Source organism: Pseudomonas lini (genome assembly GCF_001042905.1).
GTDB classification, from domain to species: domain Bacteria; phylum Pseudomonadota; class Gammaproteobacteria; order Pseudomonadales; family Pseudomonadaceae; genus Aquipseudomonas; species Aquipseudomonas lini.
This window is the reverse complement of sequence record NZ_JYLB01000012.1, coordinates 17678-43673: the sequence shown is the minus strand read 5'-3', so window position 1 is coordinate 43673 and position 25996 is coordinate 17678. Positions and strand designations below refer to the sequence as shown.

Sequence of the window (25996 nt, the reverse complement as noted above, 5' to 3'; positions counted from 1 at the left end):
TCCTACAGGTTTGTGGTGCATCGCGCATCACCTCTAACTGTAGGAGCGAGGCTTGCCCGCGAAGCTTTTAACGGCGAGCAAAGGTATCCGCACGATTGCCCGACACCTTGCGGCAATGCACCAGCGCATCACGAATCATGAAGTTCACCAGGGTTGGCGAGACGCCGAGCTCCTTGGCGATGTCTTTTTGCGGCACGCCGTGCAGGCGGTACATCTCGAAGGCGTAACGGGTGCGGCTGGGCAGCTCCGTCAGGGCATCGGCAATGTTTTCCAGGGTCGAGAAATTCATGTGCGAGGTTTCCGGCGAAGCGCCCTGAATCACCACGTTCAGACCTTCCTCTTCCGGCCCCGAATACTTCTGCTCCAGCGCTTGCTTGCGGTAATGATCGATCGCCAGGTTACGCACGATCTGGAACAGATAGCTGAGCTGCGCCTTGATTGACGACGTGATCTGCGGCGCTGATTGCAGCCGGAAGAACGCATCCTGCACCACGTCTTCGGCGCGTGATCGGCAACCGGTGATGCGGGCGGCAATCTTGACCAGAATCAGTCGGTTGTCGACGAAGGCCTGAAGTAGCGGTGAATCGCACCTGCTTGTGGATACTTGTTCCGTCATTGGAAATCACCTTGCTGCAAATAGGGTCGTGGGACGGCAGGGGATAGGAGCCGTCCTACACATCGAGCGACAAATTAGGCTGAATGATAATGATTGTCAATTGAGAAAGAGAATTAATGCGCCAGAAAAGAGCAGAGTGAGAACTGCGACACGCTGACTCACCTGCTGACCGCAAGCCTGCTGGCACTCAAGTCTGGCGACTAATTATTTCAAGACCTCATCCGTTCTCATTGGTGAATGGCTGCGGGCACAAACCCCGGCCAAAACAGCATTCCCAAGCCTTGCGCGGTCGGCGAAGACCGCGTCCTGCATGCCCGTGAACGGGCGTGAAGTACGAAAACCGATTCCACTTGCAAGCCGAAATCAGGCAGGAAACCCCATGACCGACGCGTTCGAACTCCCTAGCACACTGGTCCAAGCCCTTCAGCGCCGCGCGGCCCTGACGCCGGACCGGGTGGCCTTGCGTTTTCTCGCCGAAACCGAGGATCAGGCGGTGGTGCTCAGTTATCGTGAGCTCGATCAGCGGGCGCGAACCATTGCCGGCGCGTTGCAGGCCGAGACGTCGTTTGGTGATCGCGCGGTGTTGCTGTTTCCCAGCGGCCCGGATTACGTCGCGGCGTTTTTTGGCTGCCTGTACGCAGGTGTAATCGCGGTGCCGGCCTATCCGCCTGAATCGACCCGTCGTCATCACCAGGAACGTCTGCTGTCGATCATTAGCGATGCCGAGCCGCGCTTGCTGCTGACCAGCGCCGACCTGCGCGACGCGTTGCTGCAAATCGACGAGGCGCCGCCGCTGCTGTGTGTCGACACCCTCGACGGCGCCCTGGCCGAACGCTGGGTTGCGCCGGACTTGCACGGCGACCACATCGCCTTCCTGCAATACACCTCCGGCTCCACGGCGTTGCCTAAAGGCGTGCAAGTCAGTCACGGCAACCTGGTGGCCAACGAACGGCTGATTCGTCACGGATTCGGCATCGATCTGAACCCCGATGACGTGATCGTCAGTTGGCTGCCGCTGTATCACGACATGGGCTTGATCGGCGGCCTGTTACAGCCGATTTTCAGCGGTGTGCCGTGTGTGTTGATGTCGCCGGCGTACTTCCTCGGTCGACCATTGCGCTGGCTGGAAGCGATCAGCGAGTACGGCGGCACCATCAGCGGCGGGCCGGACTTCGCCTATCGACTGTGCAGCGAACGGGTCAGCGAATCGGCGCTGGAACGCCTCGACCTGAGTGGCTGGCGCGTAGCGTATTCCGGTTCCGAACCGATTCGCCTCGACACCCTGGAGCGCTTCGCCGAGAAGTTCGCGGCCTGCGGCTTTACGCCGGACAGCTTCATGGCCTCCTACGGCTTGGCGGAAGCCACGCTGTTCGTTGCCGGCAGCCCGCGCGGCCAGGGCATTCCATCGTTGCGCGTGGATGATCAGGCCTTGGCGCAGAACCGTGCCGAGCCGGGCGATGGCAGTCCGATCATGAGTTGCGGCATCAGCCAGCCGGATCACGCGGTGCTGATAGTCGATGCCGTATCGCTCGAAGAACTCGCCGACAACGCAGTCGGTGAGGTCTGGGCCACCGGGCCGAGCATCGCCCATGGCTACTGGCGCAACCCCGAAGCCACGGCCAAGACGTTCGTCCAGCACGCCGGCCGCACCTGGCTGCGCACCGGCGACCTGGGCTTTTTGCGTGACGGTGAGTTGTTCATCACCGGCCGCCTGAAAGACATGCTGATCGTTCGCGGTCACAACCTCTATCCGCAGGACATCGAGCAGACCATCGAGCGTGAAGTGGAGGTGGTGCGCAAAGGTCGCGTGGCCGCATTCGCAGTCAACATCGAGGGGCAGGAGGGCATCGGCATCGCCGCGGAAATCAGCCGCAGCGTGCAGAAAATCCTGCCGCCCGAGGCCCTGATCAAAGCCATCCGTCAAGCGGTGGCCGAGGCGTATCAGGAAGCACCGAGCGTGGTGGCATTGCTCAATCCGGGAGCGCTGCCGAAGACGTCCAGCGGCAAGTTGCAACGCTCGGCGTGCCGCAATCGCTTGGCCGATGGCAGCCTCGACAGCTATGCGCTATTCCCCTCGGCAGACATCGCAAGCACGTCTGAAACCAACATCGGCTCAGAGTTGCAAACCCTGATCGGCCAGATCTGGTGTGAACAATTGCAGGTCAAGCAGGTCAGCGCCGATGACCATTTCTTCCTGCTGGGCGGCAACTCCATCGCCGCCACTCAAGTAGTCGCGCGCCTGCGTGAAGAGTTGGGGCTGGAGCTGAATCTGCGCCTGTTGTTCGAAGCGCCAACCCTTGGCGCATTCGCCACTGCTATCACTCAGCAACAACAGGATGGCGGCGTGGCCCAAGGCGCGATCATGCCCTTGTCGCGCAGCGAAGCCATGCCGCAATCCCTGGCGCAAAACCGTTTGTGGATCACCTGGCAACTCGACCCGCAGAGCAGCGCCTACAACATTCCCGGTGCCTTGCACCTGCGCGGCGAACTGGACGAAGACGCCTTGCGCGCCAGTTTCCAGCAACTGATCGAGCGTCACGAATCCCTGCGCACACGGTTTTTCGAGCGTGATGGTGTGGCTCTGCAACAGGTCATTACTGCCGGCGAATTCAACCTGCAAGTGATCGACATCAGCGACCTGCCAGCCGCCGAACGTGAAGCCCGCGCGCAGCAGATCCGCGAGGACGAAGCCCGTACACAGTTCGATCTGGAAAAAGGCCCGCTGCTGTGGGTGACGCTCGTGCGCCTCGGCGATGAGGACCATCAACTGCTGGTGACGATGCACCACATCATCGCCGACGGTTGGTCGATGAATGTGCTGATCGACGAATTCTCGCGCCTGTACGCGGCCGCTTCTCAGGGCCAGACCGCCAGCCTTCCAGCGTTGCCGACGCAATACGCCGACTACGGCAGTTGGCAGCGCCAGTGGTTGGCGCAAGGGGAGGGCGAGCGTCAACTTGCTTACTGGAAAGAGCAGTTGGGCGTTGATCATCCGACCCTGAACCTGGCCACCGATCATCCGCGTTCGGCGCAACACATTCACAGCGCCGCCCGCCACACGCTGCGTTTGGATGCGAGCCTGAGCGATGCCATTCGCCAGACCGCCCAGGCCCATGAATCGACGCTGTTCATGCTGTTGCTCGCGGCATTCCAGAGCCTGCTGCATCGCTACAGCGGCCAACGCGACATCCGCATCGGTGTGCCGAATGCCAACCGTCCGCGCCTGGAAACCCAAGGGCTGATCGGTTTCTTCATCAATACCCAGGTGCTGCGCGCCGAGGTGGATTCGCGACTGCCGTTCGTGGAGTTGCTGGCGCAAACCCGTCAAGCCGCATTGGGTGCGCAAGCGCATCAGGATCTGCCGTTCGAACAACTGCTCGAAGCCTTCCCGCAGGCCCGCGAGCAGGGTCTGTTTCAGGTGATGTTCAACCACCAGCAACGGGATCTCAGTGCGCTGCGTCGCTTGCCGGGACTGCTCGCCGAAGAGCTGCCGTGGCACAGCCGCGAAGCCAAGTTCGACCTGCAATTGCACAGCGAAGAAGACCGCAGCGGTCGCCTGAGCTTGTCGTTCGACTACGCCAGCGAGTTGTTTGACGTGGAGACTATCGAGCGACTGGCCGAGCATTTCAGCAACCTGCTGCGAGCTGTCTGCAAACAACCGACGACCGCCATCGGCGACCTGCAATTGCTGACCTTGAGCGAGCACGATCAGCAATCCGCCTGGAGCGCCGCACCCTGCACACCGGCCAGCCAATGGCTGCCTGAGTTGCTCAACGAACAAGCGCGCCAGACCCCGGAGCGCACCGCGCTGCTGTGGGACGGTGGCAGTCTGGACTTCGCCGAACTGCACGCTCAAGCCAACCGTCTGGCGCATTACCTGCGCGACAAAGGCGTCGGTCCGGACGTGTGCGTGGCCATCGCCGCCGAGCGTTCGCCGCAGTTGCTGATCGGCTTGCTGGCGATCATCAAGGCCGGCGGCGCTTATGTGCCGCTGGACCCGGATTACCCGGCTGAGCGCCTGGCCTACATGCTCAGCGACAGTGGCGTCGAGTTGCTGCTGACCCAAACCGAATTGCTCGATCGCTTGCCGGCCACCGACGGCGTCAGCGTGATTGCCATGGACGCCCTGCATCTGGAGAACTGGCCAAGCCATGCACCCGGTCTGCACCTGCACGGCGACAACCTGGCCTACGTGATTTATACCTCCGGTTCCACCGGTCAGCCGAAGGGCGTTGGCAACACTCACGCGGCCCTCGCTGAACGCCTGCAATGGATGCAAACCACCTACCGTCTGGACCAGACCGATGTGCTGATGCAAAAAGCGCCGATCAGTTTCGACGTGTCGGTGTGGGAATGCTTCTGGCCGCTGATCACCGGGTGCCGCCTGCTGCTCGCCGGCCCTGGCGAACACCGCGATCCACACCGCATCGCGCAACTGGTTCAGCAGTACGGCGTGACCACATTGCACTTCGTACCGCCATTGCTGGCGTTGTTCATCGACGAACCACTCAGCGCCGAATGCACCAGCCTGCGCCGACTGTTCTCCGGCGGCGAAGCCTTGCCCGCCGAACTGCGCAACCGCGTGCTGGAACACTTGCCGGCAGTGCAACTGCACAACCGCTACGGCCCGACCGAAACGGCGATCAACGTCACCCACTGGCACTGCACAACCGCCGATGGCGAGCGTTCGCCGATTGGCCGGCCATTGGGCAACGTGCTGTGCCGCGTGCTCGACAGTGACCTCAATCCGGTACCGGCCGGTGTGCCGGGTGAACTGTGCATCAGCGGTATCGGTTTGGCCCGGGGCTATCTGGGGCGTCCGGCGCTGACCGCCGAACGCTTTGTGGTCGATCCACTGGGTGAGCAGGGCGCTCGGCTGTACCGCACCGGCGACCGTGCCCGCTGGACCGCCGACGGCGTGATCGAATACCTCGGCCGTCTCGATCAGCAAGTCAAGCTGCGTGGTTTTCGAGTCGAGCCGGAAGAAATCGAAGCGCGTCTGTTGGCGCAGACCGGAGTCGCCCAAGCGGTGGTACTGGTGCGTGAAACGGCGGCCGGCGGGCAATTGATCGGTTACTACATCGCCACTGAAAACAGCGAAACCGAAGTGGCTCAAACCACGCGCCTGAAAACCGCGCTGGCCGCTGAGCTGCCGGAATACATGGTCCCGGCGCAACTCATGCGTCTGGATGAAATGCCGCTCAGCCCGAGCGGCAAACTCGACCGTCGCGCCTTGCCGGAGCCCCAGTGGCAAGTTCGCGAGCACGTCGAACCAGTCACTGCCCTTGAGCAACAAATCGCCGGTATCTGGCGTGAAGTGCTGGGCCAAGCACAGATCGGCCTGCGCGATGACTTCTTCGCCCTCGGCGGCCACTCGCTGTTGGCCACGCAAATCATTTCCCGCACCCGCCAGGCCTGCGACGTCGAGTTGCCGTTGCGGGCGCTGTTCGAGGCCAGTGAGCTGGGTGCGTTTTCCGAACAGGTTCGCTTGATCCAGGCCAGCGGCAAAACCAACCAACAGCCGCCGATCGAGAAGGTCGACCGCAGCCGACCGGTGCCACTGTCCTATTCCCAGCAACGCATGTGGTTCCTCTGGCAGATGGAACCGGACAGCCCGGCCTACAACGTCGGCGGCATGGCGCGGTTGCGCGGCGTGCTGGATGTCGGGCGTTTCGAAGCGGCGCTGCAAGGGTTGATCATGCGTCACGAAACCCTGCGTACGACGTTCCCGAGCATCGACGGCGTGGCCCGGCAACAGGTTCATCCAGACACTCGCCTGCGCATGGACTGGAAGGATTTCACCACGCTGGATGCCGATGGCCGCGAATGGCAGGTCCAGCAACTGGCCGATGACGAAGCCCATAAGCCTTTCGATCTGGAAACCGGGCCGCTGTTGCGTGCTTGCCTGGTCAAGACCGCCGAGCAGGAGCATTACTTCGTCCTGACCCTGCATCACATCGTCACCGAAGGCTGGGCGATGGACATTTTTGCCCGGGAACTGAGCGCGCTCTACGAAGCGTTCGTCGATGACCGCGAATCACCGCTTCAGCCGCTGCCAGTGCAGTATCTGGATTACAGCGTGTGGCAGCGTCAGTGGCTGGAATCCGGCGAACGTCAGCGCCAACTCGATTACTGGACCGCGCAACTGGGCCGTGAGCATCCGCTGCTGGAGTTGCCGGCCGATCGTCCGCGTCCGCCCGTGCAAAGCCATCAGGGCGAACTGTTCCGCTTCGACCTCAGCGATGAGCTCGCGGCGCGGGTTCGTGCCTTCAACGCCTACAACGGTCTGACTCTGTTCATGACCATGACTACCGCTCTGGCGGTTCTGCTCTATCGCTACAGCGGCCAGACCGATCTGCGTATCGGTGCGCCGGTGGCCAACCGCATTCGCCCGGAAAGCGAAGGGCTGATCGGCGCGTTCCTCAACACTCAAGTGCTGCGCTGCCAGCTCGACGGGCAGATGTCCGTCGGCGAGTTGTTCAAGCAGGTTCGCCACACCGTGATCGAAGGCCAGTCCCATCAGGACCTGCCGTTCGATCATCTGGTGGAAGCCTTGCAACCGCCCCGCAGTGCTGCGTACAACCCGCTGTTCCAGGTGATGTGCAACGTGCAGCGCTGGGAATTCCAGCAGAGTCGCAGTCTGGCCGGAATGACTGTCGAGTACCTGGCCAACGATGCGCGAGCGACCAAGTTTGACCTCAACCTGGAAGTCACCGACCTCGACCATCGCCTCGGTTGCTGCCTGACCTACAGCACCGATTTGTTCGATGAACCGCGCATTGCGCGCATGGCCGGGCACTGGCGCAATCTGCTGGAAGCGTTGCTCGACGATCCGCAACAACGTCTCAGCGAACTGCCGTTGCTGGAAGCCACTGAACAGCAAAACCTGCTCGACAGCCTCGGCATTGAGCCGGGCGAGCATCGCCTCGATCAATGCATCCATCACCTGTTCAGCGAGCAGGCGCTGGTGCGCAAGGACGCGCCGGCCCTGACCTTCGCCGGGCAAACCTTGAGCTACGCCGAGCTCGACAGCCGCGCCAATCGTCTGGCCTGGATGCTGCGCGAGCGCGGTGTCGGGCCGCAGGTGCGGGTCGGTCTGGCTTTGGAGCGTTCGCTGGAGATGGTGGTCGGCCTCCTGGCGATTCTCAAGGCTGGCGGCGCGTATGTGCCGCTGGACCCGGAATACCCGCTGGATCGCCTGCACTACATGATCGAAGACAGCGGCATCGGTTTGCTGCTCAGCGATGCGGCGATGTTCGCAGCCCTCGGTGAATTGCCGGCCAGCGTCGGTCGCTGGTGCCTGGAAGAAGACGCCGCTGCACTGGCCAATTACCCGGCCACTGAGCTGCCGTTTATCAGCCTTCCGCAACATCAGGCGTACCTGATTTACACCTCGGGCTCCACCGGCAAACCGAAAGGCGTGGTGGTGTCCCACGGTGAAATCGCCATGCATTGCCGCGCGGTGATCGAGCGCTTCGGTATGCGCCCGGACGACTGTGAATTGCACTTCTATTCGATCAACTTCGATGCCGCGACCGAACGTCTGCTGGTGCCGCTGTTGAGCGGCGCGCAGGTTGTCCTGCGTGCGCAAGGCCAGTGGGATGCGCAAGAGATTTGCGGGCTGATTCGCCGTCATAACATCAACATTCTTGGTTTCACCCCAAGCTACGGCAGCCAGTTGGCGCAATGGCTGGCGACCCAGGGCGAAACCCTGCCGGTGCGCATGTGCATCACCGGTGGCGAGGCCCTGACCGGCGAACACTTGCAACGAATTCGCGCGGCGTTCAAGCCGAGCCTGTTTTTCAACGCCTACGGCCCGACCGAAACCGTGGTCATGCCGCTCGCCAGCCTGGCACCCGAGCAATTGGAAGAAGGGCTTGGTAGCGTGCCGATTGGCAGCGTGATCGGCGCTCGCGTCGCTTACATCCTCGACGCCGATCTGGCGTTGGTGCCGCAAGGCGCGACGGGCGAGTTGTATGTCGGCGGTGCCGGTCTGGCGCAGGGGTATCACCAGCGTCCGGGCATGACCGCCGAACGGTTTGTTGCCGATCCTTTTGCAGCGAACGGCGGACGTTTGTACCGCACCGGTGACCTTGTCCGTCAGCGCGTCGATGGTCTGGTCGAGTACCTCGGCCGTATCGACCATCAAGTGAAGATCCGTGGTTTCCGCATCGAACTGGGCGAGATCGAAACCCGTTTGCTGGAACACGAGTCCGTGCGTGAAGCGGTGGTGCTGGCCCTCGACGCACCGAGCGGCAAGCAATTGGTCGGCTATCTGGTCACCGACGTCGCCGAACAGGATGAAGCGCAACAAACCGCATTGCGCGAAGCGTTGAAGGCGCACCTCAAATCTCAGTTGCCGGATTACATGGTGCCGACGCACCTGATCCTGCTGACAAGCATGCCGCTGACCGCCAATGGCAAGCTCGACCGCCGCGCACTGCCGGCACCGGACCCGGAGTTGAATCGTCAGCACTACGTGGCGCCGAGCAACGAACTCGAGCTGATGCTGGCCGGGATCTGGTGCGAAGTGCTGAACGTCCAGCAGGTCGGCCTCAACGACAACTTCTTCGAGCTGGGCGGCGATTCGATTCTGTCGATCCAGGTGGTCAGTCGTGCGCGGCAGCAGGGCATCCACTTCAGCCCACGGGACTTGTTCCAGCACCAGACCGTGCAGACGCTAGCCGCCGTCGCGACCCGCACCGAGCAGGTCACGGCCGAGCAAGGGTTGTTGAGCGGTGAATCGCGGTTGACGCCGATTCAGCACTGGTTCTTCGACACTGAAATTCCGGAGCGTCAACACTGGAACCAGGCGTTGCTGCTGGAACCAACAGTGGCGCTGGAGCCTCATCGTCTGGAGCAAGCGCTGCTGGCGGTGATTGAACAGCACGACGCCTTGCGTTTGCGATTCACCGACGTCGCCGGCCATTGGCAGGCCGAACACCAGGCGGTTTCCGACGCTGCCGTGCTGTGGCAGGTGCACGTGCCGGCCATGGACAGATGTGTGGCGCTATTCGCCGACGCTCAACGCAGCCTCGACCTAGAGCAAGGGCCGCTGATACGGGCGCTGCTGGTCGATGATGCTGAAGGGCAACAACGGCTGTTCATCGCCATTCACCATCTGGTGGTGGACGGGGTGTCGTGGCGGGTGCTGCTAGACGATCTGCAAACGGTTTATCGTCAACTCGACGCAGAGCAGTCAGTAAAACTGCCGGCAAAAACCAGCGGCTTCAAGGACTGGGCCGCACGGTTGCAGGCTTACGCCGGCAGTGAATCCTTGCGGGAAGAATTGAGCTGGTGGCAGACGCAACTGGCCGGCCCAAGCGCTGAATTGCCGTGTGATCACCCTCAAGGTGGTCAACAAAATCGTCACGCGCAAACCGTCAGCGTGCGCCTCGACAGCGAGCGCACCCGCCAACTGCTGCAACAGGCGCCGACGGCCTATCGCACTCAGGTCAATGACCTGCTGCTGACCGCATTGGCCCGTGTGCTGTGCCGCTGGAGCGGTCACAAATCAGCGTTGATTCAACTCGAAGGCCATGGCCGCGAAACCCTGTTCGACGAGATCGACCTGACCCGCACCGTGGGCTGGTTCACCAGCGCCTACCCGCTGCGCCTCACACCTATGAATGAACAGGGTGCGTCGATCAAGGCGATCAAGGAGCAACTGCGTGCGGTGCCGCACAAAGGTTTGGGTTATGGCGTGCTGCGTTATCTGGCCGATGGCGTGTGCCGTCAGACCATGGCCGCGATGCCGGTGGCGCCGATCACCTTCAACTACCTGGGGCAGTTCGACCAGAGCTTCGGCAGCGATGCGTTGTTCCGTCCGCTCGATGAACCGGTGGGCGCGGCCCATGATCCACACGCTCCGCTGCCCAACGAGCTGAGCGTTGACAGTCAGGTCTACGGCGGTGAGTTGGTATTGCGCTGGACCTTCAGCGCCGAACGCCACGATCTGCAAACCATCACTGAACTGGCAGAGGCGTATCTGGGCGAGTTGCAAAGCCTGATCCAGCATTGCCTGAGCGACAACGCGGGCGGACTGACGCCGTCGGACTTCCCGCTGGCCAGACTGACTCAGCCGCAACTCGACGCATTGCCAGTGCCAGCGGCGATGATCGAAGACGTTTACCCGCTGACCCCGATGCAGGAAGGCATGCTGCTGCACACCTTGCTCGAACCGGGCACCGGCCTTTACTACATGCAGGACCGCTACCGCATTAACAGCGAGCTCGACCCGCAACGTTTCGCTCAGGCCTGGCAAGCGGTGATTGCCCGTCACGAAGCCTTGCGCGCCTCGTTCTGCTGGAACGTCGGCGAAGACATGCTGCAAGTGATCCACAAACCGGGCAGCACGCCGATCGAGTATCTGGACTGGAGCGCGGTTGCTGAAACCGAGCAAGAGCCGAAGTTGCAGGCGTTGCTGAAAAGCGAGCGTGAGGCCGGGTTCGATCTGCTCAACCAGGCACCGTTCCACCTGCGTTTGATCCGCGTGGGCGCGGCGCGTTACTGGTTTATGATGAGCAACCACCACATCCTCATCGATGCCTGGTGCCGTTCGTTGCTGATGAACGATTTCTTCGAGATCTACACCGCCCTCGGCGAAGGTCGGGAAGCGCAGCTGGCAGTGCCGCCGCGTTATCGCGACTACATCGGCTGGCTGCAACGCCAGAGCCTGGCCGAAGCGCGGCAGTGGTGGCAGCAGAACCTGCAAGGTTTCGAGCGCACCACACCGATTCCGAGCGACCGGCCGTTCCTGCGTGAACATGCCGGCGACAGCGGTGGCATGATCGTCGGTGACCGCTATACCCGACTCGATGCCCGCGATGGTGCGCAATTGCGCGAACTGGCTCAGGCCCATCAGCTGACCATCAACACCTTCGCCCAGGCGGCGTGGGCGCTGGTGCTGCGTCGCTTGAGCGGTGATCGCGACGTGCTGTTCGGCGTCACGGTGGCCGGGCGTCCGGTGGAAATGCCGGAGATGCAGCGCACCGTCGGGCTGTTCATCAACAGCATCGCCCTGCGGGTGAAAATGCCCGAAGACGATCAGCGTTGCAGCGTTCGTCAGTGGCTCACTGGCTTGCTCGACAGCAACATGCAACTGCGCGAGTACGAATACTTGCCGCTGGTGAGCATCCAGGAAAACAGCGAACTGCCTAAAGGCCAGCCGCTGTTCGACAGCTTGTTCGTGTTCGAAAACGCGCCGGTGGAAGTCTCGGTGCTGGACCGTGCGCAGAGCCTCAACGCGACTTCGGATTCGGGCCGCACCCACACCAACTTCCCGTTGACGGCGGTGTGTTATCCGGGCGATGACCTGGGCTTGCACCTGTCCTACGACCAGCGTTATTTCGACGAATCCACGGTCGAGCGCATGCTCGGCGAATTCAAGCGCCTGCTGCTGGCGCTGGTCGAAGGCTTCCATGGCGACATGGCGGATCTGCCGTTGCTGGGCACCGAGGAACAGGACTTCCTGATCCATGGCTGCAACCAGAGTGAACACGACTACCCGCTGGAGCAGAGCTATGTCTCATTGTTCGAAGCGCAAGTTGCCGAGCATCCGCAGCGGATTGCCGCCAGTTGCCTGGATCAGCAGCACAGCTACGTTGAGCTGAACCAGCGCAGCAACCGTCTCGGCCATGCGCTGATTGCAGCTGGCGTTGGCCTGGATCAACCGGTGGCGCTGCTCGCCGAACGTAACCTTGATTTGCTGGGCATGATCATCGGCAGCTTCAAGGCCGGTGCCGGTTACCTGCCGCTGGACCCGGGTCTGCCGAGTCAGCGCCTGAGCCGGATCATTGACCTGAGCCGCACGCCGTTGCTGGTTTGTACTCAGGCGTGTCGTGAGCAAGCCGTCGCTCTGTTGGAAGAATTCGGTTGTGCCAATCGACCTCGATTGCTGGTCTGGGAAGACGTGCAGGCGAGCGATGTTTCGGTGGCCAATCCGGGCATTTACAGCGGCCCGGACAACCTCGCCTACGTGATCTACACCTCGGGTTCCACCGGCTTGCCGAAGGGTGTGATGGTCGAGCAGCGCGGCATGCTCAATAACCAGTTGAGCAAGGTGCCGTACCTGAAACTGAGCGCCGCCGATGTGATCGCTCAGACCGCCTCGCAAAGCTTCGACATTTCGGTCTGGCAGTTCCTCGCGGCACCGCTGTTCGGCGCTCGGGTCGACATTGTGCCGAACAGCATCGCCCACGATCCGCAAGGCTTGTTGGCTCACGTTCAGAGTCACGGCATCACCGTGCTCGAAAGCGTGCCGTCGCTGATTCAGGGCATGCTCGCCCAGGACCGCATGAGCCTCGACGGCCTGCGCTGGATGCTGCCGACCGGTGAAGCGATGCCGCCGGAACTGGCGCATCAATGGTTGCTGCGTTACCCGGAGATTGGCTTGGTGAACGCCTATGGCCCGGCGGAATGCTCGGACGATGTGGCGTTCTTCCGCGTCGATCTGGCTTCGACGCGCGGCAGTTATCTGCCGATTGGTACACCGACCGACAACAACCGTTTGTACCTGCTCGATGGCGCGCTGGAGTTGGTGCCATTGGGAGCGGTGGGTGAGTTGTGTGTGGCCGGCATTGGCGTAGGGCGCGGCTATGTGAGCGATCCGTTGCGTACCGCTCAGGTGTTTGTGCCGAACCCGTTCGGCGCACCGGGTGATCGTCTGTATCGCACCGGCGACCTGGCCCGACGTCGCAGTGACGGCGTGCTGGAATACGTCGGGCGCATCGACCATCAAGTGAAGATCCGCGGTTACCGCATCGAACTGGGTGAAATCGAAGCCCGTCTGCACGAGCAACCGGAAGTTCGCGATGCAGCGGTGGGTGTACAGGAGGGCGTCAACGGCAAGCATTTGGTTGGCTATCTGGTTGCAGCGGATTCGGCGCTGAACCCGAACGAACGACTGGAACGCATCAAGCAACGTCTGCGCGCCGAATTGCCGGAATACATGGTGCCGCTGCACTGGTTGTGGCTCGACAAGCTACCGCTCAACGCCAATGGCAAACTCGATCGCAAGGCCTTGCCAGTGCTGGAAATCGGCCAGTTGCAGAGCCAGGACTATCAGGCGCCGCGCAATGAGCTGGAACAGACCCTGGCGGATATTTGGGCTGAAGTGTTGAAGGTCGAGAAGGTCGGCGTGCGTGACAACTTCTTCGAACTCGGCGGCCATTCGCTGCTGGCCACACAGATCGCCTCGCGGGTGCAAAAAGCCCTGCAACGCAACGTCCCGCTACGGGCGATGTTCGAGTGCAGCACGGTGGGGGAGTTGGCCGAATACATTGATGGGTTGGCGGCGAGTGACATTACCGAGGAGAAGGTGGATCGGCTTAATGACCTGATGGCGGAGTTGGAGGGCCTTTAAAGTCAAAAGATCGCAGCCTGCGGCAGCTCCTACAGGTGTACGCCGAGCCCATTGGGTTCGTGCGGGTGTACACCGAGCCCATGTAGGAGCTGGCGAAGCCTGCGATCTTTTGATCTTCAATCGGGTTGACTGCCGGTCCCATGCGGATCAGTCTTCCTGTGCTTTTTAATGGATCCGATTTCACCAGGGAGACAGTCGATGCCCTTCGTAACGGTTGATGGACAAGCGCTTCACTACATAGATAAAGGCAAAGGCCCTGCGGTTCTGCTGGCCGGCAGTTACCTGTGGGACCAGGCCATGTGGGCGCCGCAGATTGCGGCGCTGTCGCAGCATTATCGGGTCATCGCCCTGGACCTGTGGGGCCATGGCGAATCCGGGCGGATGCCAGAGTGCATGACGTCGCTGGATGACGTGGCGCGCCAGGCACTGGCATTGCTCGATCATCTGCACATCGATCGCGTCACGCTGGTCGGTCTTTCGGTGGGTGGCATGTGGGGTGTTCGACTGGCGCTGTCAGCACCGCAGCGGCTCAACGGTCTGGTGCTGATGGACACCTACGTCGGCGTCGAACCGGAACCGACACGCCAATACTATTTCTCGCTGTTCAAGCAGATCGAAGACAGCGGTGTGATCTCGCCGCAGCTGCTCGACATTATTGTGCCGATTTTCTTCCGTCCGGGCATCGATCCGCAGTCGGCGCTGTATCAGGATTTCCGCGCCAGACTGGCTGCGCTGCCGGCCGATCGTCTGCGTCAAAGCATCGTGCCGATGGGGCGGATTACCTTTGGTCGTGATGATCTGTTGCCGCGTCTGGGTGAACTGAATCCTGAAACCACGCGGTTGATGTGCGGCGATCAGGACAAACCGCGACCGCCGTCGGAAACCAAAGAAATGGCCGAATTGATTGGGTGTCCGTATGTGCTGGTACCGGAGGCGGGGCATATCTCCAATCTGGAGAACCCGGCATTCGTCACCGAGGCGCTGCTGAGGTTTTTGGCCGACAGAGATCCGTGTAGCGCCTGAAAAAAGATCGCAGCCTTCGGCAGCTCCTACGCCGGTCTCATGTAGGAGCTGCCGAAGGCTGCGATCTTTTGATCTTGCTATTTGGGCCCGAGAATCTTCACCAATTTATCCGGCGACGGCGCGCCTTGTTGCTGTTGCAGCTGACCTTTGTCATCCATATAGAAAATCGCCGGGGTGGCGGCCAGTTCCAGGTCTTCCATCAACTGCATGTTCGCCGCGAGTTTCGCCTGAATGGCCGGCGGCACGTCTTTCAGGGCTTTGAGCGAACTGTCCTTGCCGGATTTCTCGTGGTCTGCCAACGCTTTTTGCGGGTCCTTGGCGGCCAGCAGCGCGGCGGATTTGCCCGGGCTGTCTTCGCGAATGATACCGACCATGATGTGCCGCAACTGCACTTTGCCGGCCTTGACCCACGGCCGCGCCTGTTCCCAGAACATGTTGCAGTACGGGCAATTCGGGTCGCTGAACAGATAAACGATTCGCGGTGCGTCCTTGTTGCCATCACCGATCCAGTTGCTCGCTTCCATTTTGGCCCAGACTTCCTTGGCCATCGGCGCGTAGACCAGTTTCTGCAACGGCGCGCTGCTCAGGTCATTGCCTTGGGCGTCGTACAAATTGCCCAGCAGTACATGTTTGCCATCCGGGGTCAGGTACAGCGCCATGCCGCGGTTCTGGTACTGCGCTGCATAACCGCGCAGGCCGTCGGGCGCGTCGAAGGTGCCGACAATTTTGGCGCCCTTGGCTTCGATCTTCTTGATCGCTTCAGGCAATTCTTCGGCCTGTACCGACGGCAAGTGCAGCAGGGCGGCACCCAGGGTCAACGTCAGCAGGTGGCGGAGGCGGAGCATGGCAATTTCCTTGAAGGCGTGGCCGAGGTGGCCGGGTTCGGGGTGTCGAAGTTTTCCAGGGCGCGGGCCAGGCTGGCTTCAGAGAGTTCGCCCAGATGGCTGCCCAGCAGGTATCCGTCGGGGCTATAGAACAGCGTAGTCGGCAATGCCATGGAACCCACGGCCTGACTCAATCGACCGCTGCCATCGAACAGCACGTTAGTCAGGCTCAGGCCCTGGGTTTCGAGGAAGGTGCTGACGCTCTGCATGCTTTCGGCTTGGTTGACGAACAGAAATGTCAGGTCCGGACGCTGTTGCTGGGCATTTTCCAGCACTGGCATTTCCCGGCGGCACGGCGGGCACCAAGTAGCCCAAAGATTGATGACCAGCGGACCGCCCTGGTAGTCGCTGAGCTGTATGGTTTGGCCGGCGGCATTGCGCAGGGTGATCTGCGGCAGGCGCGTGCCTTGTTCGTAAATATTCAGGGAGAACGTCGCCAGCAGCCAAAATGCCAGACCGCAGCCTACGCCGAAGCCTAACGGGCGACGCAGGGCCGGGCGACGCCAGCCTCGATACAGGGCGGCGAGCAACAGCACAATCACCCCGGGCCAAGCGAGGAAACCACCGTCGCGCAAGTCGATGATCTGCCATGGATCGTTGCGATACTGCGCCCAGTAGGCGATCACGAAACCGACCCGAGCCGCCAGCATGCCCAGCAGGAACAGGCTGAACAGCACCGACTCCGGGTTCTCGCCGCCACGCTTGGCCACCCGCCAGCCGACAAAAGTCGCCAGCGCCAGGGCACTGATCAGCAGCAGGTGATTAAGCGCGATGGCAAAGGTGCCGAGGGTAAAAGTCAGCATTAACGAGCGTCTCGGGTGGTGGTCCAGCGTTGCAGGAAGGTGCCGGCATCGACCTCACCGGTGATGCGCTGGCTGCGGCGCTCTTCGCCGTCGGGGCCGATCCACAACAGGCTTGGCGGCCCCGGCACTTTATAACGGCCGAGCAGTTCGCGGCTGGCGGCATTGTCGGCGGTGACGTCCAGCCGTAGCAAGCGCACATCGCTGAGCGCTTCCAGTACCTGCGGTTTGCCGAAAACCTGTTTTTCCATGACTTTGCACGACACACACCAGTCGGCGTAGTAGTCCAGCAGCACCCATTGGCCCTGAGCTTTGGCCGCGTCGAGTTCGCGTTGCAGGGCGGCGGGCTCCTTGATCGTCGTGAAGGCATCATGAGCGCTCGGCGCGGTAACGCCGGTACGGCCGGCGCTGTACACCTGCAACGGCTGATACGGATCGTCACTGCCGCCCGCCGCACCCACCACCAGCAGGCTGCCCCACAGTCCCAACAACAGCGAACTGGCGCCGAAAAGTTGGGCGATGCGACCGAAGCCCTCGGACTGTTTCCACGCGCTGTAAGCGGCGATTAACAGCAAGGCACCGCACAACCCGAGCCACAGGGAAGGCGCCAGCACCGAACGCAGCATCAGCAGCGCAGTAGCGAGGAACAGGAAACCGAACACACCCTTGAGCAGGTTCATCCACGCACCCGGTTTGGGCAGGAAGCGATTGCCGACAGTCACCAGAAGCAACAGCGGCACACCGATGCCAATGCCCATGGCGAACAAAATCAGCCCGCCATGCAGGGCATTTCCACTCTGGGCGATATAGAGCAGAGCCCCCGCCAGCGGTGCGGTCATGCACGGACCGACCAGCAGGCCGGACAAAGCCCCGAGCACACCGGCACCGATCAGGCTGCCACCACGCTGATTGCGCGAAACATGTTCCAGCCGATCTCGCACGGCCACCGGCAATTGAAGCTCGAAGAAACCGAACATCGGCAAGGCCAGCAATACGAACACCGCCGCAAAACTGCCCAGCAACCAGGGGTTCTGCAACAGTGCCTGAAGGTTCGCGCCAAGCAGCGCAGCCAAAACGCCCATCGCCGCATACACCAGCGCCATGCTCACGACGTAACTGGTCGCCAGGGCGAAGCCGCGTTTCGGCGTGGCCCCACTGCCAATAATCAAACCCGCCAGAATCGGCAGCATCGGTAACGAACAAGGGGTGAAAGCCAGCAGCAGCCCCAGGCCGAAGAACACCAACAGGCTCCAACCCAACGCTCGTTGTTGCAGGCCGCTGGCAAGGGCCTGGTCGGGCGCCTCTTCACCAAACGCGGCAAGGACGTTACTTGTGCCAAGGTTGACCACTTGAGTCTGCGGCGGATAGCACAAACCGGCATCGGCGCAGCCCTGGAAGCCAACTTTGATCTGACCAGTGGCTCCGGCCGGAATCTTCAGCTCCAGGCCCTGGCGGTAGACTTGCTGTTCGCCGAAGAACTCGTCGCTGTGGGACTCGCCCTCCGGTAGCACTGGCATCTGCTCCGGGGCCAGCCCGTCGAATTTCAGGCGTTTCTGATACAGGTAATAATTGTCGGCAATTTGCCAATAGAGCTGGGTTTCCCCGGATTCAAGGCGTTCGGAGGTGAAGATGAACGCTTTTTCCACCGGGAGAAACTCGGGTTTGGTCTCGAACGGATTCGTTCCAGCCTGGGCCACACCCGAGATCAACAGAACAAAGAATAAAAACAATCGACGCATGGGTAAGCCTTATCCCTGTGCAAGTGAGGTGCACAGTGGCGGGCGGCGATTAACCGATGATTAACCACACTCGCCTTGTGACAATGGCACTTGCGGCATAATGTCCGCTTAATCGGCTACCGGCCTAATCACCTTTTTTCTACGGGGCTCACCATGCACGTACTGGTTTGCGAAGACGATGAGCTAATCGCCAGCGGCATCGTTGCCGGGCTTACTGCCCAAGGCTTGACCGTGGAGCATGTCGCCACCGCCTCGGCAGCCCGGGCGATGCTCAAGGTCGCGGAGTTCGACGTCATGGTGCTCGATCTCGGTCTGCCCGATGAAGATGGCCTGAAGCTGTTGCAGCAGTTGCGCCACCATGGCCTCGAAATCCCGGTGCTGATCCTCACCGCGCGGGACTCGGTCACCGACCGGGTCGATGGCCTGCAAGCGGGTGCCGACGACTACTTGCTCAAACCGTTCGACCTGCGCGAACTTGCCGCGCGCCTGCATACCTTGCTGCGACGAGTGGCGGGGCGCAGCGTCAACCTGATCGAACACGGCCGTCTGACCTACGACCCGAGCAGCCGCGAAACCCTGCTCGGCGGCCAATCGGTGGATTTGTCACGCCGTGAGCAATCGCTGTTGCAAGCCCTGCTACATAACCGTGGCCGGGTACTGTCCACCGAGCAATTGAAGGACAGCGTCTACGGTTTCAACGATGAGCTGGAAAGCAACGCCCTTAACGTGCATATCCATCACCTGCGGCGCAAACTCGGCAATGGCATTGTCGAGACTGTGCGCGGCCTGGGCTATCGCCTGGGGCCGGCCGATGGCGGAGAACAATCGAAGTGATGAGCCTGCGTTTGCGGCTGAGCCTGACCCTCGGCGCCGCGTTTGCGCTGATCTGGGCCCTGGCCGCCGCCTGGATGCTCAGTGATCTGCGCAACCAGATGATGTTTTCCCTCGACCAGCGGTTGGTGGCGTCGGCGCGGATGGTGGCCGGGCTGCTGGAGCAACTGCCGGCGTTGCCGAGCAAGGGCGAGGGGACCCATTTCAGCGCTGAACAGTTGAGCATCCCTGGCGGCATGGCCTGTCAGGTCAGCTCGTTGCGCGGTGAAATCCTGGCTCGCAGCCACAGTAGCCCCGAACAAACCCTGGAAGCCGAAAAAATGGGCTTCCACGATCAAATGATCGACGGCGCACCCTGGCGCAGCTTCACCCTGGCGCGCGGTGATGTGCGCATTACCACCGCCGACCGGCAGATCGAGCGCGAAGCACTGAACATGTCCATCCTGCTGGCGGCCTCGGTGCCGGTCGGCGTCGCGCTGCTCGGTTGCCTGTGCCTGTTGTGGCTCGGCATCGGTCAGGGATTGGCACCGCTCAATCGTATGCGCGACGCGTTGATGCGGCGCAGTGCCGATTCTCTGGAACCGTTGCAAATCCAGCCGTTGCCCAGCGAGCTGCAGCCGCTGCTGGAAACCCAGAATCAGTTGTTTCAGCGCATCGGCAAGACCATCGAGCGCGAACGGCGCCTGACTGGTGATGCGGCGCACGAATTGCGTAGCCCGCTGACTGCCATCAAAACCCACCTGCAAGTGGCGCGCATGACCGAAGGCAGCGCCCGGGATCAGTCCCTGGCGCGGGCTGAAGAGGGGGCCGACCGGCTGCATCGCACACTTGAACAATTGCTGCTGCTGGCGCGCGTCGAGGGCAGTCTGTCGTTCGATGATGGCGTGCAATGCAGCGCCGAGCAGGTGGCGAAACTGGCGATACAGGATGCCGCCAGCGGTGATCGTCAGCGGATCAAGCTTCAGTTGCCGACGACATTCTCCGATGCGCCGCTGCAAATGCCCGCGGTGCTGTCGATTGCCGCATTGCGCAACTTGCTCGACAACGCCCTGCGCCATACCCCAGGCGATGGGGCAGTGGAGCTGAGCCTGGAAACCACCAACAATCGCGTGAGCTTTTTGGTCCGCGACCATGGTCCGGGGATTGCCGAAGATGACCTGCAACACCTGACCCAACGTTTCTGGCGCAACGGCCAGAGCACCGGTTGCGGCCTTGGCCTGGCGATTGTCCAGGCCATCGTCCAGCGCTGCGGCTGCACCCTGCATTTCGACAGCCGGCCGGATGGCTTGCGGGTTGAGTTGACGATGCCTTTGCAACCCATCTAACGACACAAAACCCTCTGTAGGAGCTGCCGAAGGCTGCGATCTTTTGATCTTTTTTAGAAGCAAGATCAAAAGATCGCAGCCTTCGGCAGCTCCTACATAAGTTCTGTGTCGCACACCAAATGTAACGTCTCTCCATTAGCCACCCGGCCCCCACAGCGCTATCGTCCCCGGCAGCTTTGACTCAATGGATTGAGGTAACAGCGCCATGGATGCATCGATACATATCTGCAAGGCAACGCCTGCCGACGCCGGGATCATCAGCCGGATCGTCGAGCGCTCCATTCGCGTCGGCTGTGCGCTCGACCACCGCAACGATCCGCGAACCGTCGCCACCTGGACCCACAACAAAACCATCGAACACGTGCAGCCCTGGCTGACCGACCCACGGTTGTACCTGAACATCGCCTTGCTTCAGGACAAACCGATCGGCGTCGCCATGGCAGCGATCAGTGGCAAGGTCGCGTTTTGTTACGTACAACCGGAATGGTTTCGGCGCGGCGCCGGACAAGCGCTGGTGCAGGACCTCGAGACGTGGTTGATCGCTCAGGGTTTGCCTCAGGCGCGGCTCAACAGCACCCGAACTGGCGAGGCGTTTTACCACCGTCTGGGTTACCGGGCTTGCGCTGAAACCTTCACCGTGGCGGGACTCCACGCCATTCCCATGCACAAGGCGCTGTCGCCACCTTCATAGAAAGCTGATCGAGGGTCTAAATCCTTGAGGTCCTGATGCGTTTCCAGAACAGGAAAACCTGCAAGTGCGCCCCGTGACCGGAACGCGCACTTGCCCGGTGTGCAGTTTTGGTCACTATCAACAGCGTATTGAGGGATCGAGAGATGTCAGTCGCTACCAGCCTTATCGAAGATCAGCCGGCCCGGATCGTCCCGACGCCCGCCGAGACGCTTTATCAATTCAACGAATCGCCACTTCTGGCCCGTCAGAGCCAGCAGGAATCGAATGCTCGCAGCTACCCGCGGCGTATTCCCCTGGCACTCAAGCGTGCCAAGGGCATTTATGTCGAAGACGTCGAAGGCCGCAGTTTCATCGATTGCCTGGCCGGTGCGGGGACTCTGGCACTGGGGCACAACCATCCAGTTGTGATCGAAGCGATCCAGCAAGTGCTGACCGATGAACTGCCGCTGCACACCCTCGACCTGACCACGCCGGTCAAAGATCAGTTTGTTCAGGACCTGTTCGGTCTGTTGCCGCCGGCATTGGCTGCTGAAGCGAAGATCCAGTTCTGCGGCCCCACCGGCACCGATGCGGTGGAAGCCGCGCTGAAACTGGTGCGCACCGCCACCGGGCGCACCACCGTGTTGTCGTTCCAGGGCGGTTACCACGGCATGAGCCAGGGCGCGCTGAGCTTGATGGGCAGCCTGGGGCCGAAAAAGCCGTTGGGTGCCTTGCTCAGCAGTGGGGTGCAGTTCATGCCGTATCCCTACGATTACCGTTGCCCGTTCGGGCTCGGCGGCGCGCAGGGGGTGCAGGTCAACCTGAATTACCTGGAAAACCTGCTGAATGATCCAGAGGCCGGCGTGCAATTGCCCGCTGCGGTGATCGTCGAAGCGGTGCAGGGCGAGGGCGGGGTGATTCCGGCCGATCTCGATTGGCTGCGCGGCTTGCGACGCATCACCGAGCAGGCCGGCGTAGCGCTGATCGTTGATGAAATCCAGAGCGGTTTCGCCCGCACCGGCAAGATGTTCGCCTTCGAGCACGCCGGGATCATTCCGGACGTGGTGGTGCTGTCCAAAGCCATTGGCGGCAGCCTGCCGCTGGCGGTGGTGGTCTATCGCGACTGGCTAGACACCTGGCTGCCGGGCGCCCATGCCGGGACATTCCGCGGTAATCAAATGGCCATGGCCGCCGGCTCCGCGGTGATGCGCTACCTGACAGTGCACAAGGTTTGCGAGCACGCCGCGGCCATGGGTGAACGCCTGAGCGAACACTTGCGCATCCTGCAGCGGGACTTCCCGCAATTGGGCGATATTCGCGGACGCGGCTTGATGCTGGGCGTCGAACTGGTCGACCCGACCGGCGTGCCGGACGCTCAGGGTCATCCACCGATATTCGGTCGTCTGGCGCCGCTGGTGCAGCGCGAATGCCTCAAGCGCGGGTTGATCCTCGAGCTGGGCGGGCGTCACGGCGGTGTCGTGCGTTTCCTGCCGCCGCTGGTGATCACTGCCGCAGAAATCGATCGGGTGGCTGACATTTTCGGCAAGGCCATGGCCGCCGCCACCGCCAGCGTTTAAATTTTTTGGTGCCTTGAACGTTCCTTCTACATAACGGCTGCGCACGGCGTGCAGCCCACCCTACAGCGATGGAGAGACAGCATGACGTCAGTATTCGACCGCGAGGACATCCTCTTTCAGGTCGTGGTCAACCACGAAGAGCAATACTCGATCTGGCCCGACTACAAAGCCGTGCCACAAGGCTGGCGCACCGTGGGCAAGAGCGGGCTGAAAAAGGAATGCCTGGCCTACATCGAAGAGGTCTGGACCGACATGCGTCCGCTGAGCTTGCGCCAGAAAATGGAAGAACAGGCGGCCGTGGCTCACTAAAGTCACTGCCCATAGAGAAGCCCGCTGACCGATATCGGTTCAGCGGGTTTTTTGTGTGTGGTTGAAAGTCAAAAGATCGCAGCCTTCGGCAGCTCCTACATAGACCGTTTTCATCCGCAATTTAACGGATGGATCCAATCCATGTAGGAGCTGCCGAAGGCTGCGATCTTTTGATCTTAGGCCGAAGGCCCGTTACTCAACCCCTTGATCACCAAATCCACATTCCCTTCCAATTCAGCCACCGGATCCGCCGCATCGACACTCAACACCACCAACCGGCTACCAGCCTCGGCAATCACCGCTTTCACCGCATCCGACGGCTGGCGATGATGCAACACCACCGCCACATCATTGTCCTTGAGCGTCGCACCCAATTGCTTGAGTGCCTCCGGTGTCCACTCGGCATCCGGTCGTGCGTCAAGGCCGATCAGCTCCAGATTAAGGCCACCGATCAGGTAGCCGAAATGATCGCTCAGGCTCATCACACTCAGGTTGTCGGCATTGGCCAAGCGTGACTCACTGTCGGCGCTGAGCTTGAGCAGGCGCTGTTTGAGCGCTGCCAGGTTGGCATCGATCTTCGGCTTGGCTGTTGGTGCCAGGCGCACCAGGTCTGCCGCCATGACATCCGCCATGCGGCCCATATTGTTGCTGGCCAACCAAGGCTGACTGTTCAAACCGTCGACCTTGCCGCCAGGCTGCACGGCGATGCCAGGCAGGGCGCCATCCACCGGGCGGGCGGCGTCGATCTCAATGATGCGGATATTGCTGCGACGGGCGTTCGGGTACAGCGGATCGTCCGGCCATAGCGAGCGCAGGCCGATGACCGCATCGGCGTCGATCGCCAGCTTATTGAGCGCTGGAGCGCCACGGCCGGTGAAATAAGCGGTCTGCCGACTGCCGGGCAGATTGGCCGGCGCGGCGCGCTCAAGGCTGACATCGGTGCCCTCCAGCAGCAGGGCACCCAGACCGTAGGTCACTGGCAACGCCGCCAGGACCAGCACTTTGTGCGTTGAAGTCGAGGCAAAGAGCGCGGTGTTACCCACACCGTGATTGGCCATCAGGCGGATCGGTTCGAAGCTGTCGGTGGCGAATGCGTTGAACGAGGCGGGCCCACACAAGGTCACCGCCAGGGTCAATTGACGCAGAGAAAAAGACATTTATCCGAGATTCCCTTTCAGACTTGGGACGATGCCGCGAGCAATCGCGGCCAGGGCGAAGGCGATGCCGGCCACCAGAATGATCGCGGCACCGGACGGGATAGGCAGGTCAAAGACAATCGGCGCGAGAATTCCGCACAGCGTGCTGACCGTGGCGATCAGCACCGAACACCAGAAGAAACCCTTCAGCGACTGGCTGAGCAAGCGTGCGGCCGCCGCTGGAATCACCAACAGTGCGCCGACCAGAATCGCCCCGATGACTTTCACCGCCGCCACCGTGATCAAGGTCACCAGAATCACGAACAGGTAATCCAGGGTCTTCACCGCCACACCACGCACCGCCGCCAGTTGCGGATTGAAACTGGCGAGCATGATGCGGTTGTACAGCGGCAGGGCCAACGCCATGACCAGCGAACCAACGATGGCCAACACCAGCAGGTCATTGCCGTTGACCGTGAGCACTGAACCGAACAGCACGTTTTCCAGAATGTGCACGTTGATTTTGCCGGCCAGGATCAGCAGCAGGCTCGCACCCAGCGCCAACGATACGGAGAGAAACACACCGATCAACGTGTCCGGTGCCAGACCAGTACGATTGCGCAGGTAGTTGAGCAAAATGCCAAACAGCAGGCAGTAACCGAACAGGCTGCCATAAGGCCCGGTGTAGGGTTCACCGAGCAGAATGCCGATGGCCACACCGGTCAGCGCCGCGTGGCCCACGGCTTCGGAGAAAAACGCGAAACGCTTGACCACCACTAGCGTGCCCAAACCGCCCAACACCGGGCCGATCAACAGGCCAGCGAGTAGGGCATTGACCACAAATCCATAGGCCAGCGCTTCCGGCAGGTAACCCGACGAGGCCCAACCCTGGACCATCAAACGAAAGGCTTCGTAACTCATCAGGTAGCGCTCCGGGGATGGGTCGAAAACAAGGTCAGCAGTCGCTCCGGGGTCAGTGCCTGTTTCGGCGTGGCATCGAACAGCACCCGGCGATTGAGCCCGGTGACCCGGTCGGCCAGTCGCCCGACCGCTTCCAGATCATGCTCGATCCACAGCACGGTGATGCCGCTCTGGCGCCAGTCGCCCAGTAGCCGCTCGAACACTTGAATACCGGCCTCATCGAGGGCCGACATCGGTTCATCGAGCACCAGCAACTTCGGCACCGGAATCAATCCTTGGGCCAGCAAAACACGCTGGCGCTCACCGCCGGACAACGCGCCCATGCGCCGCTTGCGCTTGTCCTGCATGCCGACCCGTTCCAGTGCTTCGCCGATGGCCGCTGCGTAATGCTTGCTCAACCCGAGGAACGCCGGGCGCCGCTGACACATGGCGGCCATGAAGTCATCGACAGTCATCGGTAAGCCGCGATCGAACTCCAGCGCCTGAGGCACGTAACCAATGGTTCCCGGTTCGCCAGGCCATTGCAGGCTCAAGCGACCCTGATGCGGCATTTGCCCCAGCAGGGTCTTGATCAGCGAACTCTTGCCGCCACCGTTGGGGCCGACCAGTGCATGCACGCTGCCGGGCTGAACCTGAAAGGTCACCTTGTCGAGGATCGTCGTGCGACCCAGCGTCAGGCTGACCTCGGCAAAATCCAGGGTCGGTCCCGAAACCTGTGGGAGCGGGCTTGCTCGCGAAAGCGGTGGGTCAGTCAACATTGATGTCGACTGAGACTCCCTCTTCGCGAGCAAGTCGGATCGCC

The 25996-nt window shown here is 61.5% G+C and carries 14 protein-coding genes; 7 read left to right on the top strand and 7 right to left on the bottom strand.

The window, feature by feature from the left end; translation table 11 throughout:
* Positions 1–67 precede the first annotated feature (67 nt).
* Positions 68–616, bottom strand: coding sequence for an RNA polymerase factor sigma-70 (locus tag TU81_RS27120; RefSeq protein ID WP_007894994.1), 549 nt, complete (start codon positions 614–616; stop codon positions 68–70).
* A gap of 379 nt (positions 617–995) precedes the next feature.
* Here TU81_RS27120 and TU81_RS27115 point away from each other — a divergent pair, with 379 nt between their 5' ends.
* Together TU81_RS27115 and TU81_RS27110 are read left to right on the top strand one after the other, a co-directional pair.
* Positions 996–13979 (top strand): non-ribosomal peptide synthetase, encoded by a 12984-nt coding sequence (locus tag TU81_RS27115; RefSeq protein WP_048397521.1) that lies wholly within the window; start codon positions 996–998, stop codon positions 13977–13979.
* 198 nt (positions 13980–14177) lie between these two features.
* Complete coding sequence (locus TU81_RS27110) at positions 14178–15002, top strand: alpha/beta fold hydrolase (RefSeq protein ID WP_048397520.1); 825 nt, start codon at positions 14178–14180, stop codon at positions 15000–15002.
* A gap of 77 nt (positions 15003–15079) precedes the next feature.
* Here the strand turns inward: TU81_RS27110 and dsbG are convergent, their stop codons facing one another.
* Genes dsbG through dsbD form a run of 3 tightly spaced genes read right to left on the bottom strand, consistent with a single transcriptional unit; the run spans position 15080 to position 18425 of the window.
* On the bottom strand, positions 15080–15847 hold the full coding sequence (gene dsbG, locus TU81_RS27105; RefSeq protein WP_038982272.1) for a thiol:disulfide interchange protein DsbG: 768 nt from the start codon (positions 15845–15847) through the stop codon (positions 15080–15082).
* The gene (locus TU81_RS27100; RefSeq protein WP_038982273.1) at positions 15823–16689 is read right to left on the bottom strand and encodes a TlpA disulfide reductase family protein; all 867 of its coding nucleotides are present in this window, start codon (positions 16687–16689) and stop codon (positions 15823–15825) included. The genes dsbG and TU81_RS27100 overlap by 25 nt, the downstream gene beginning before the upstream one ends.
* On the bottom strand, positions 16689–18425 hold the full coding sequence (dsbD, locus tag TU81_RS27095) for a protein-disulfide reductase DsbD (RefSeq protein ID WP_048397519.1): 1737 nt from the start codon (positions 18423–18425) through the stop codon (positions 16689–16691). The genes TU81_RS27100 and dsbD overlap by 1 nt, the downstream gene beginning before the upstream one ends.
* 153 nt (positions 18426–18578) lie before the next feature.
* On the opposite strand from dsbD, the gene TU81_RS27090 reads away from it, so the two are divergent.
* From TU81_RS27090 to TU81_RS27070, 5 genes are all read left to right on the top strand, one after another.
* Positions 18579–19259, top strand: coding sequence for a response regulator (locus TU81_RS27090; protein ID WP_038982275.1), 681 nt, complete (start codon positions 18579–18581; stop codon positions 19257–19259).
* Entirely contained in the window at positions 19256–20581 is a 1326-nt protein-coding gene (locus tag TU81_RS27085) for an ATP-binding protein (RefSeq protein ID WP_048397517.1), read from the top strand. Before TU81_RS27090 ends, TU81_RS27085 begins: the two co-directional genes overlap by 4 nt.
* Before the next feature lie 205 nt (positions 20582–20786).
* Positions 20787–21272 (top strand): GNAT family N-acetyltransferase, encoded by a 486-nt coding sequence (locus TU81_RS27080; RefSeq protein WP_038982278.1) that lies wholly within the window; start codon positions 20787–20789, stop codon positions 21270–21272.
* Positions 21273–21415: 143 nt separating this feature from the next.
* Entirely contained in the window at positions 21416–22828 is a 1413-nt protein-coding gene (locus tag TU81_RS27075; protein ID WP_048397514.1) for an aspartate aminotransferase family protein, read from the top strand.
* 81 nt (positions 22829–22909) lie between these two features.
* Positions 22910–23137, top strand: a complete 228-nt coding sequence (locus TU81_RS27070; RefSeq protein WP_007934245.1) for an MbtH family protein — start codon at positions 22910–22912, stop codon at positions 23135–23137.
* A 176-nt stretch (positions 23138–23313) separates the two neighbouring features.
* Here TU81_RS27070 and TU81_RS27065 read toward each other — a convergent pair whose 3' ends face one another.
* Genes TU81_RS27065 through TU81_RS27055 form a run of 3 tightly spaced genes read right to left on the bottom strand, consistent with a single transcriptional unit; the run spans position 23314 to position 25952 of the window.
* Positions 23314–24294, bottom strand: coding sequence for a metal ABC transporter substrate-binding protein (locus TU81_RS27065; RefSeq protein ID WP_048397512.1), 981 nt, complete (start codon positions 24292–24294; stop codon positions 23314–23316).
* Positions 24295–25194: a metal ABC transporter permease gene (locus tag TU81_RS27060; protein ID WP_007906536.1), complete on the bottom strand. Its 900-nt coding sequence runs from the start codon at positions 25192–25194 to the stop codon at positions 24295–24297. It abuts the gene before it with no gap.
* Entirely contained in the window at positions 25194–25952 is a 759-nt protein-coding gene (locus TU81_RS27055) for a metal ABC transporter ATP-binding protein (protein ID WP_162232633.1), read from the bottom strand. Before TU81_RS27055 ends, TU81_RS27060 begins: the two co-directional genes overlap by 1 nt.
* Positions 25953–25996 lie beyond the last annotated feature (44 nt).

What these genes read in the sequence shown, in the direction of transcription:
- TU81_RS27070 (WP_007934245.1), top strand. Translation starts at nt 22,910, where the DNA reads ATGACGTCAGTATTCGACCGCGAGGACATCCTCTTTCAGGTCGTGGTC.
- TU81_RS27060 (WP_007906536.1), bottom strand. Translation starts at nt 25,194, where the DNA reads ATGAGTTACGAAGCCTTTCGTTTGATGGTCCAGGGTTGGGCCTCGTCG.
- TU81_RS27065 (WP_048397512.1), bottom strand. Translation starts at nt 24,294, where the DNA reads ATGTCTTTTTCTCTGCGTCAATTGACCCTGGCGGTGACCTTGTGTGGG.
- dsbD (WP_048397519.1), bottom strand. Translation starts at nt 18,425, where the DNA reads ATGCGTCGATTGTTTTTATTCTTTGTTCTGTTGATCTCGGGTGTGGCC.
- TU81_RS27120 (WP_007894994.1), bottom strand. Translation starts at nt 616, where the DNA reads ATGACGGAACAAGTATCCACAAGCAGGTGCGATTCACCGCTACTTCAG.
- TU81_RS27075 (WP_048397514.1), top strand. Translation starts at nt 21,416, where the DNA reads ATGTCAGTCGCTACCAGCCTTATCGAAGATCAGCCGGCCCGGATCGTC.
- TU81_RS27090 (WP_038982275.1), top strand. Translation starts at nt 18,579, where the DNA reads ATGCACGTACTGGTTTGCGAAGACGATGAGCTAATCGCCAGCGGCATC.
- dsbG (WP_038982272.1), bottom strand. Translation starts at nt 15,847, where the DNA reads ATGCTCCGCCTCCGCCACCTGCTGACGTTGACCCTGGGTGCCGCCCTG.
- TU81_RS27080 (WP_038982278.1), top strand. Translation starts at nt 20,787, where the DNA reads ATGGATGCATCGATACATATCTGCAAGGCAACGCCTGCCGACGCCGGG.
- TU81_RS27110 (WP_048397520.1), top strand. Translation starts at nt 14,178, where the DNA reads ATGCCCTTCGTAACGGTTGATGGACAAGCGCTTCACTACATAGATAAA.
- TU81_RS27115 (WP_048397521.1), top strand. Translation starts at nt 996, where the DNA reads ATGACCGACGCGTTCGAACTCCCTAGCACACTGGTCCAAGCCCTTCAG.
- TU81_RS27055 (WP_162232633.1), bottom strand. Translation starts at nt 25,952, where the DNA reads ATGTTGACTGACCCACCGCTTTCGCGAGCAAGCCCGCTCCCACAGGTT.
- TU81_RS27100 (WP_038982273.1), bottom strand. Translation starts at nt 16,689, where the DNA reads ATGCTGACTTTTACCCTCGGCACCTTTGCCATCGCGCTTAATCACCTG.